Below are 1,229 nucleotides of genomic sequence, written 5' to 3'. Positions count from 1 at the left end.
GCGCAACGAAGAGGATAGCTTCGCCAGAGCGTCAGGCTCGTCCGGTTCGTCCGATGCGATGTACATAGGCTTCGGTATCGTATGGGATATCAAAGTTTACAACATGGCTGATTCTTTCAACATCTAAACCGCGCGCGACAACGTCGGTTGCAACCAGAATATCAATGTCACCTTTCTTCAGGCGGTCAACGGTTTTTTCTCGAGCCGCTTGTGGAATGTCACCATTTAAAGCTGTAGCAGAAAAACCGCGGGCACGAAGCTTAGAGCTGATGTCTTCAGTTGATACTTTGGTTCGAACAAAAACAATCACCCCTTCGTGTTGCTCTACTTCAAAAATTCTGCAAAAAGCGTCAAGTTTGTTTAGGCCTTTGCACATCCAATAACGCTGACGAACCGTGCTTGCCGTAGCATTTTTTGACGCGATCTTGATCAGTGCTGGATCATTTAGATGCTGGTCTGCGACACGCTTAATCTCTTTTGGCATGGTCGCTGAAAATAACGCGATTTGACGTGAATCGGGAGTATGTTCAAGAACCCAGTTAACATCATCGATGAAGCCCATGCGCAGCATCTCATCTGCTTCATCAAGTACGAGTGTTTTAAGGTTGTTAATTTTAAGGCTACCGCGTCGCATATGGTCCATAACTCGACCTGGTGTGCCGACAACAATTTGAGCGCCCCGTTTTAATTGCTTTAATTGAATGCCGTAAGCTTGACCACCATAGATGGAGAGTACGTTTACGCCATTTAAATATTTTGAGTAACTTTCAAAAGCTTCTGAAACCTGGATCGCCAATTCGCGCGTTGGTGCGAGTACAAGCACTTGCGTATCTGAATTTTTAGGGTCGATTTGAGCCAGTATTGGTAGAGCGAAAGCGGCCGTTTTACCCGTTCCTGTTTGAGCCTGTCCGAGAACATCTCGTCCCTGCATGAGCGTTGGAATAGCTTGTTCTTGGATGGGGGAGGCGTGTTCATAGCCTAGTTCTGATATAGAGCGCAGAAGAGCATCTGGAAGTCCCAGATCATTGAAGCTGTTGGAAGCTTGGGTCACAAAAATTGTCCTCGTTGGGATAGGGGGGTCTAAAGAGGGCGCGAGTATACTTGTTCATGACACAAAAAGCCCTGATTATTTTTTAAACAATTGTGTCGCTTCTGTTGCCCATTGCAACCACGCTTCTTCTCCAATTATTCCCCTCCTTAAAGTGATGAACGGGAAGCGTTGCGCTTCT

The 1,229-nt window shown here is 46.4% G+C and carries 1 protein-coding gene and 1 pseudogene; both read right to left on the bottom strand.

Annotation, left to right across the window (positions count from 1 at the left end; all coding sequences use genetic code 11):
• Nucleotides 1-31: 31 nt before the first annotated feature.
• A complete protein-coding gene (locus A3750_RS15180) occupies nt 32-1,051 on the bottom strand; it encodes a DEAD/DEAH box helicase (RefSeq protein ID WP_082873307.1) in 1,020 nt (339 codons plus the stop codon).
• A 75-nt stretch (nt 1,052-1,126) separates the two neighbouring features.
• A pseudogene (locus tag A3750_RS27340) lies at nt 1,127-1,229 on the bottom strand (hypothetical protein); the annotation flags it as partial.

It is taken from the genome of Oleiphilus sp. HI0079, from assembly GCF_001635105.1.
This window is presented reverse-complemented; position numbering and strand designations above follow the sequence as displayed.